6 protein-coding genes are annotated in these 8,525 nt (G+C 69.5%); 4 read left to right on the top strand and 2 right to left on the bottom strand.

Annotated features, from left to right (window positions below):
- The first annotated feature begins 41 nt into the window (after positions 1 to 41).
- Positions 42 to 1,619: an LCP family protein gene (locus J0695_RS00805; RefSeq protein WP_242552042.1), complete on the top strand. Its 1,578-nt coding sequence runs from the start codon at positions 42 to 44 to the stop codon at positions 1,617 to 1,619.
- Between the two features lie 96 nt (positions 1,620 to 1,715).
- Here J0695_RS00805 and J0695_RS00800 read toward each other — a convergent pair whose 3' ends face one another.
- A complete protein-coding gene (locus J0695_RS00800; protein ID WP_206959039.1) occupies positions 1,716 to 2,741 on the bottom strand; it encodes a glycosyltransferase family 2 protein in 1,026 nt (341 codons plus the stop codon).
- Between the two features lie 118 nt (positions 2,742 to 2,859).
- On the opposite strand from J0695_RS00800, the gene J0695_RS00795 reads away from it, so the two are divergent.
- Positions 2,860 to 4,272, top strand: a complete 1,413-nt coding sequence (locus J0695_RS00795) for an LCP family protein (RefSeq protein ID WP_206959037.1) — start codon at positions 2,860 to 2,862, stop codon at positions 4,270 to 4,272.
- A gap of 52 nt (positions 4,273 to 4,324) precedes the next feature.
- On the opposite strand, the gene J0695_RS00790 is transcribed toward J0695_RS00795, so the two are convergent.
- Entirely contained in the window at positions 4,325 to 4,849 is a 525-nt protein-coding gene (locus tag J0695_RS00790) for an acyl-CoA thioesterase (RefSeq protein WP_206959035.1), read from the bottom strand.
- A gap of 107 nt (positions 4,850 to 4,956) precedes the next feature.
- Between J0695_RS00790 and J0695_RS00785 the strand changes: the two genes are divergently transcribed.
- Both J0695_RS00785 and J0695_RS00780 read left to right on the top strand, forming a co-directional pair.
- Positions 4,957 to 6,198: an LCP family protein gene (locus J0695_RS00785; RefSeq protein ID WP_206959033.1), complete on the top strand. Its 1,242-nt coding sequence runs from the start codon at positions 4,957 to 4,959 to the stop codon at positions 6,196 to 6,198.
- Between the two features lie 187 nt (positions 6,199 to 6,385).
- Positions 6,386 to 8,515, top strand: a complete 2,130-nt coding sequence (locus tag J0695_RS00780; RefSeq protein ID WP_242552038.1) for a phosphocholine-specific phospholipase C — start codon at positions 6,386 to 6,388, stop codon at positions 8,513 to 8,515.
- Positions 8,516 to 8,525: the final 10 nt, after the last annotated feature.

The following is an 8,525-nucleotide window of genomic DNA, read 5'->3' as shown; positions in this document are numbered from 1 at the left end:
CCCGCGTCCCGGGCGCTCATCAACATGGCTGGGACGAGAGCCTGTACGCCGACGGCGCACCGGCCGCGGACGCGCCCGGCGAGGGCAGCGGCCACCGCCGGGGCGGGCCGCGCAAACGCGCGAAACGGGGCAGACGCCGCGTCCTCAAATGGGTGGCGGCGGTGGTCTCGCTGCTCATAATCGGGACGGCCGGCGCCGGTTACGCGTACTACCGCCATCTCAACGCCAACATCAAGAAGGACGCCCTCAACCTGGGCGAGAGCGCCGCCCCCAAGCCGAAGGCCAACGCGGCCGGGCAGACTCCGATGAACATCCTGCTGATCGGGTCGGACGGGCGCGACACCAAGGAGAACCAGAAGCTCGGCGGGGCGAAGAGCACCTTCGGGGGCGTGCCTCTCGCCGACGTACAGATGCTGCTGCACGTCTCGGCGGACCGCAGCAACATGTCGGTGGTCAGCATGCCGCGCGACACCCTGGTGAAGATCCCCAAGTGCACCGACAAGAAGGGGAAGGTGTACGCGGCTTCGACGGGCGTGCACCTGACCAATGAGTCGCTCGGCCGCGGCGGGCCCGGCTGCACCGTCGCCACCTGGGAGTCCGTGACCAACATCCACATCGATCACTTCATGATGATCGACTTCGCGGGTGTGGTCTCCATGGCGGACGCCATCGGCGGCGTCCCGGTCTGCGTCGACGCCAATGTCCACTCGCGCGACCGCAACGGCCACGGTTCCGGGCTGAAGCTGACCAAGGGCAACCACAACATCAAGGGCGTCCAGGCGCTGCAGTGGCTGCGTACCCGCTACGGCTTCGAGGACGGCACCGACCTGGGCCGCGCCGAGGCCCAGCACCAGTACATGAGCTCGATGGTCCGCCAGTTGCGCAAGGGCACCAAACTGTCCAACCCCGGGCAGCTGATGGACCTCGCCGAGGCGGCCACCAACGCGCTCACCGTGGACGACGGCCCCGACGGCATCGGTTCGGTCAAGAAGCTCTACGACCTCGCGGAGGACCTCAAGAAGGTCCCGACCAAGCGCATCACCATGACCACGATGCCGAACGTCTACTCCCAGCTGCAGGGGTTCCAGGGCAAGGTCGAGCCCAAGCCGGTCGACGCCGAGAAGCTGTGGTCGATGGTCCGCGACGACATCCCGCTGGACGGGAAGCCCGCGCAGAACAAGTCGGTCCAGAAGGTCTCCGAGGACCCGGCCGCCGCGCCGGGCGACACCGGCGTCCTGGTGCACAACGGCACTGGGACCGACGGCCAGTTGGCGGCCAAGGGACGGGCGACCGCGGTGGCCTCGGCGCTGAACGCGGCGGGCTACACGAAGGCGAAGTCCGACAAGACGCTCGACCCGCGGGACAAGACCGTCATCACCTTCCCCAGCGCGGAACTGGAGGGGGACGCCCAGGCGCTCGCCAAGTCCCTCGGGATCCCGCTGAGTTCGGTGAAGAAGTCGACCGACGTCTCGGGGGTCACCCTGACCGTGGGCGCGGACTGGCGAACGGGGTCCACGTACCCCAAGACCGCTCAGGACGACAAGACGCCCGACTCCGCGCGAGCGCTCAACGGCGACGAGGTCAAGTGCATGAAGATCCAGCCCGGCTACAGCTTCTAGCTCTGGCTCAGGCTCTGGCTCCGGAGCCGCGGGCACAGTCCGAAGGGCCCCTCCGTATCCACGGAGGGGCCCTTCGGGTTCTGTCGCTGCCTGCCGTCAGACGCTCGCCCGCACCGACGGGCGGCGGCTGGCGATGACCTTCTTCGCGAGGGCGCGGGGGCTGGTCAGGAAGCCGTAGCCCCACGACATGTGCATGGTGGCGAGGGCCACGGGGATCTGCGCGCGGGCCTTCAGGGACAGGCCCTTGCCGGCCGGGACCGAGCCCGCGACGATCGCCGCGAGGTAACCGGCCGGGATCACGAAGGCCCAGGGGGTCACCGCGGCGCCGACCACGATGCCTGCCGCTATCGCGCAGACCGCGACCGGCGGGGCGAGGTAGCGGAGGTTGATCGAGCCCTCGTGGTAGCGGGCCACGACGTGGCGCCAGCGGCCGTAGTCCTTGTACTGCTTGGCGAGGGCCTTCACCGACGGCCTCGGGCGGTACTGGACCTTCAGCTCGGGCGAGAACCAGATCAGGCCGCCCGCCTCACGGATACGGAAGTTCAGCTCCCAGTCCTGGGCGCGGATGAACTCCTCGTTGTAACCGCCCTGCTGCTCCAGCGCCTCACGGCGGAAGACACCCAGGAACACGGTCTCGGCCGGGGCCGCCTCGCCGCCCGTGTGGAAGGCCGCGTTGCCGACGCCGATCTTGGAGGTCATCGCGGCCGCGACCGCTTCCTCCCAGGGCGTCTCGCCCTCGGCGTGCATGATGCCGCCGACGTTCATCGCGCCGGTCTCGTCGAGGAGGCGCACGGCGGTGGCGATGTAGTTCGGCGAGAGCATGCCGTGGCCGTCGACCCGCACCACGATCGGGTGCCGGGAGGCCTTGATGGCCGCGTTCAGCGCTGCGGGGGTACGGCCTGTGGGGTTCGGGACGGTGTGGACCCGGGGGTCCTCCCGTACGAGCTCGGCGGCGATCTCCTCCGTACGGTCCGACGAGGGTCCGATCGCGATCACCACCTCCATCTCGCCGTCGTAATCCTGCTCGAGGATGTGCCGGACCGAGCTGCGCAGATGCCGTTCCTCATTGAGGACGGGCATGATCACGGAGACGGCTGGATGCGGGGCGGGAGTGGCGTTCATCGGTGCTCACGTTACCGCGAATGGGGGAACCGGGCGCGCGGCGGCCGGGTCGCTGCCCAGCTCATCCGATCTTGTACGCCTACGGTGCTCGCGACCCCTGCCCCGGAGGTGCCCGCACATGCCACAGCCCCGTCGCCGAACGCAGGACGCGCGCCCTCGATGGGGCCTGCGCGTGGCCACCTCACTGTCCGTACTCGTCCTGGGCGCGTCCGGCGTCGGCCACGCGGTCGTCAACAGCGTGGACTCCGGGATCGACCGGGTCGACCCCTTCAAGGACATGAAGGACCGGCCCGACGAGTCCAAGGGGATGAATCTGCTGCTCGTCGGCACCGACGGCCGCGACAAGATCACTCCGGAGCAGAAGCGCCTCTATCACCTGGGCGGCGCGCCCTGCCACTGCACCGACACGATCATGATCGTGCACCTCTCGGATGACCGGTCGCGGGCCAGCGTGGTGAGCCTGCCGCGCGACAGCTATGCCGAGGCGCCGGAGCACATCGACGAGTCCACGGGCAAGCACCACAACATGCACCCGATCAAGATCAACGCGGCGTACGCGGAGGGCGGACCCGCGCTCGCGGTGCGGACCGTGGAGCATATGACCGGGGTGAAGATCGACCACTATCTGGAGGTCGACTTCACCAGCTTCATGAAGACGGTGGACGTGCTCGGCGGGGTCGACGTCTGTACGGCCCGGCCGCTCAAGGACACGTACACCGGACTCGATCTGCCGGTCGGCACCAGCAGCCTCACCGGCGGACAGGCGCTGCAGTACGTACGGTCGCGCCATATCGACGGGGCGGCCGACCTCGGCCGGATGCAGCGCCAGCAGCGCTTCCTGGCCTCGCTGATCGCCAAGGCGAGCAGCAACGGGGTGCTCCTCAACCCGGTCAAGTTCCGTCAGGTGACCGGCGCGATGCTCGGCTCGGTCAGGGCCGACAAGGGCTTCGGGGCGGAGCAGCTGCTGGCGCTCGCCGAGGCGATGCGCGGCTTCACGCCTGCCTCGTCGGAGTTCACTTCCGTGCCGATCGGGCAGATCAGCTTCCCCGTCAAGGGCATCGGTTCGACCGTGAAGTGGGACGAGGCCAAGTCCAAGAAGCTCTTCCAGCTGCTGCGCGACGACAAACCGCTCGCCCCGCACCGGCCCAAGCAGCCGAAGGCCACGCCCGTGGACGTGTCGCCGCAGCAGATCAGGGTGCAGGTCTACAACGGCACCGCGTCCGACGGCCTCGGCGCCCGCGTCGACAAGGAGCTGCACGCGACCGGCTTCCGTACGACCGGCACCTCGGCCCCCTCGCTGGCGCACGGCGTGCGGCGGACCTTCATCGAGTACGACCCGGGCTGGGACCGCTCGGCGACGTCCCTGGCGGCCGCGCTGCCTGGCGCGGAGCTGCGGCCGGTGAAAGGGCTCGGGCGGACGCTGAAGGTGACGGCGGGGTCCGATTTCAAGAAGGTCGTACGGGTACGGGCCGAGGACGCCTATCAGGGTGAGTTCGGTGCGGTCACCGGGGACCAGGTCGTCTGTCCGTAGGCACGTACGCACGTAGGCCCGTAGGCCCGTAGGCCCGTGACCGAAGGGTCGGTCAGTCCTCGAAGCCCTCGGCGGCGCGCTGCTCCCGCAGCTCCAGGATCGCGCGCCGCCTGGCGAGGCGGTGCGTGCGGCGGATCTGGGCCTCCTGGTAGCGCCGCTTGTCCTGCTCGGTCTCGGGCTCCACGGGCGGTACGGTCCGGGGCTTGCCCTCCTCGTCGACGGCGGCGAAGACCAGATAGGCGGAGCCGACCTGCGTGGCGGGGGTGGATTCGTTCCACCGCTCGGCCAGGACGCGTACGCCCACCTCCATGGAGGATCGGCCCGTCCAGTTGACCTGGGCCTTCACATGAACGAGGTCGCCCACGCGGACCGGCTCCAGGAACGCCATCTCGTCCATGGACGCGGTGACGGCGGGACCGCCGGAGTGCCGGCCGGCGACCGCGCCCGCCGCGTCGTCCACCAGCTTCATGATCACGCCGCCGTGCACCGTGCCGAGAAGGTTGGTGTCATTGCCGGTCATGATGTGGGACAGGGTGGTTCGGGACGCTGAGGTGGGCTTGCCCGGAAGATCGGTCATACGTTCCAGATTAAGCGCTGTCCGATTGCATCAGGTCTGCAACAGCACTGACCCGATTTCCCACCCTCCCTGTAAAGCACACAGCCGATGACTGCACACTGTTCCGCATGAGCGACAGGGACAGGTACGGACGCGGCAGCTACGACCCGCAGCCGGAAGGCGCACGGGCGATGCCGCATGTGCGGCGCCGGCCGCCTGTACCCGCGCAGCAGCCGCCGCACGGGCAGGGGTACGACGACGGCTACGGCGCCCCCGCTCCGTACGACAGCGGATACAACAGCGGACAGGTCTACGGCGGCAACGGATCCGACGGCGGCCAGGGCCAGGGCGGTCAGCCCCCGGCCCCCCGCCGCAGCCCTTCCGCCGCCCCGAACTGGCGCCGCCGCATCAAGATCGGCGCGCTGGTCCTGGTCGTCGGCTTCCTGTGCGTCTCGATCGGTACGTACTTCTGGGCCGACTCCAAGCTCAAGCGCGAGATCGACCTGTCGAAGGTCATCGAGCGGCCCGCCACCGGCGAGGGCACCAACTATCTGATCGTCGGCTCCGACAGCCGCGCGGGCATGACCGCCGCCGACAAGAAGAAGCTGCACACCGGGTCCGCCGAGGGCAAGCGCACGGACTCGATGATGATCCTGCACACCGGCGACAACGGGGACTCCCTGATCTCGCTGCCGCGCGACTCGAATGTGGCGATCCCCTCGTACAAGGGCTCCACGTCCGGCAAGACCTACCCGAACACGGGCCGTACGACGAAGCTGAACGCGGCGTACGCCGAGGACGGCCCCGAGCTGCTGGTGCGCACGGTGGAGTACAACACCGGACTGCACATCGACCACTACGCGGAGATCGGCTTCGGCGGCTTCGCCAATCTGGTCGACGCGGTCGGCGGCGTGGAGATGAACCTCCCGCAGGGCTTCAAGGACAAGGACGCGGGCGCCGACTTCAAGGCGGGCAAGCAGACGCTGAACGGGCAGCAGGCGCTCGCGTACGTCCGTACGCGGCACGCCTTCGCTGCGAGCGACCTGCAGCGCACCAAGAACCAGCAGAAGTTCCTGGCGGCGCTCGCCTCGAAGGTCGCCAGTCCGACGACGGTGATGAACCCGTTCGCGATCTACCCGGCGATGAGCGCGGGCCTGGACACGGTGACGGTCGACAAGGACATGAGCCTGTACAACCTGGCCTCGATGTTCCTGGCGCTGAAGGGCGTCACGGGCGGCGACGGCAAGTCGATGAACATGCCGCTCACCGGCCAGTCCGTCAACGGCAACGTGATCTGGGACAAGACCAAGGTCAAGCAGCTGATGGACGAGCTGAAGAACGACGACAAGGTGACGGTCTCCGGCAGCTGACCGAGAGCGGCACGGGCGACATCCGGCGCGGTACGACGCAGCAGTGCGTCGTGCCGCGCCGTGCTGTGTCGCGCGCTGCGTTCACCGGACGTTGACCCGGCCGCAAGCCTTAGGTACCTGCATCACACATCTTCCCCACTGATGCTCAATTGCGTTCGAAACAACGGCACATACGACAGAAAGTTGCATGTCGATGGCTCCCCTCGACCGCCGCCGTCTCCTCCAGATCGGTGGGGCATCCGCCGTCGCCGCCGCCGGGCTCGACGCCCTGCCCGGCGCGATAGGCCAGGCGATGGCCCTCCCCGCGATCTCCCGCCACCGCTCGATCAAGGACGTCGAGCACGTCGTGATCCTGATGCAGGAGAACCGCTCCTTCGACCACTACTTCGGCACCCTCAGCGGCGTACGCGGCTTCGGCGACCCCCGGCCCTCCCTGCTGCCCGGCGGCAAGCCCGTCTGGCACCAGCCCGCCGCGACCACCAAGGTCCCCGGCCGCTACAAGGCCCGCGGCCTGCCGGACACCGAGACGGAGGTGCTGCCCTGGTACATCGACCCCAAGTCGACCACCGAGTACGCCGACGGCACCGACCACGGCTGGGCCAGCGGCCACCAGGCCTGGCGGGAGGGCCGCTGGGACTCCTGGGTGACGCAGAAGCAGGACGTCCTGACCATGGGGCACCTCAAGCGGCAGGACCTCGCGTACCACTTCGCGCTCGCCGAGTCCTTCACCCTCTGCGACTCCTACTTCTGCTCGGTGCACGCCGACACCGCACCCAACCGGCTCTACCTCTGGTCGGGCACCATGGACACCCGCAACGTCCTGGGCCGCAAGCCCAACGGGCCCGGCACCGGCGAGCGCAACGACACCAACGGCTACACCTGGACCACCTACGCGGAGCGCCTGGAGGCGGCGGGCGTCAGCTGGAAGCTGTACCAGGGCGGCACCGGCGACCCCGGCAGCCCGACGGACAACTACACCGACAACTCGCTGATGTTCTTCGAGAACTTCCAGCCGGCGATGGGCGCGAGCGGCCCGCTGGTCGAGAAGGGCGCGACCGACCACACGCTGCGGGAGTTCGCCGCCGACGTGAAGGCAGGGACGCTGCCCCAGGTCACCTGGATCGTGCCGCCGTACAAGTACTCCGAGCACCCCTCCGCATCGCCGACCGACGGCGCGTTCTACATCAACCGGGTCATCGAGTCGCTGACCGCCAACCCCGAGGTGTGGGGCCGTACCGTCCTGATCGTCAACTACGACGAGAACGACGGCCTGTTCGACCACGTCGTACCCCCGGTGCCGCCCGTCAGCAGCGCCCCCGGCGCCCAGGGCATGGTCTCCGACGACCTCGTCGCCTCCCTGCCCGACGAGATGCTCGACATGACCTCGCGCCCCGACTGGAAGAGCCCGGCGGGCACGGCGGGACCGACCGGACCGCAGCCGGTGGGTCTGGGACCGCGCGTCCCCGCGATGGTCATCTCGCCCTGGTCCAGGGGCGGCTGGGTCTGTTCGGAGACCTTCGACCACAGCTCGGTGGTGCGCTTCCTGGAGGCCAGATTCGGCGTACGGGAGCCCAACATCAGCTCCTGGCGCCGCTCGGTCTGCGGCGACCTCACCTCGGCGCTCGACTTCACCGCCACCGACCCGGCGCCGCCCGTCTTCCAGGTGCCCGCCCCGATCGTCTCGGCGCACAAGCCCTACCAGGTCCCGCTGCCGCAGAGCATGCCCGTCCAGGAGCCCGGTGTACGGCGTGCGCGCCCGCTGCCGTACGACGTCACCGTGAACGAGCACCACGGCCGCACCGGCCGCTTCGAGCTCGCCCTCGCCAACCACGGCAGGGCGGGCGCCGCCTTCGCCGTCCACGACCGTACGCGGCCCGACGCCGCGCCCCGCCGCTACACCGTCTCCGCCAGGGACACGCTCACCGACCACTGGGACCTCCCGGCGGACGGGGCGTACCACCTGGCCGCGTACGGACCCAACGGCGGCCTCTTCGAGTTCGAGGGCGAGCGGGGCGGTGCGCTGCGCGCCACCGCCTCCCACCACCGCTCCGACGGCTCCGTGCGCGTGAAGGTCAGCAACCACGACCGCCGTGCCACGCACACCGTGAGGCTCACGGACGCGTACGGCTCGACCGGCGCGAAGCAGCACCGGCTGCGGCCGGGCGCATCGGCCACCTTCGAGGTGCCCGTGCACCGGCGGGACGGCTGGTACGACATCACCGTGACCGGCGAGGACGCGGGCGCCTTCCGCCGCCGCTGGGCCGGACACCTGGAGAACGGCCGCCCCAGCACGACGGACCCGGGGCCGCGCGCCTGAGATGTCCTGC

The sequence above is a fragment of the Streptomyces beijiangensis genome, assembly GCF_017315755.1.
GTDB lineage: Bacteria > Actinomycetota > Actinomycetes > Streptomycetales > Streptomycetaceae > Streptomyces > Streptomyces beijiangensis.
Note: the sequence above shows the minus strand (reverse complement) of the source record. Positions and strands in the feature narration are given on the sequence as shown.

Excerpts from the sequence above, each read along its gene's own strand:
- J0695_RS00790 (WP_206959035.1), bottom strand. The coding sequence starts at position 4,849 with ATGACCGATCTTCCGGGCAAGCCCACCTCAGCGTCCCGAACCACCCTG.
- J0695_RS00785 (WP_206959033.1), top strand. The coding sequence starts at position 4,957 with ATGAGCGACAGGGACAGGTACGGACGCGGCAGCTACGACCCGCAGCCG.
- J0695_RS00795 (WP_206959037.1), top strand. The coding sequence starts at position 2,860 with ATGCCACAGCCCCGTCGCCGAACGCAGGACGCGCGCCCTCGATGGGGC.
- J0695_RS00780 (WP_242552038.1), top strand. The coding sequence starts at position 6,386 with ATGTCGATGGCTCCCCTCGACCGCCGCCGTCTCCTCCAGATCGGTGGG.
- J0695_RS00800 (WP_206959039.1), bottom strand. The coding sequence starts at position 2,741 with ATGAACGCCACTCCCGCCCCGCATCCAGCCGTCTCCGTGATCATGCCC.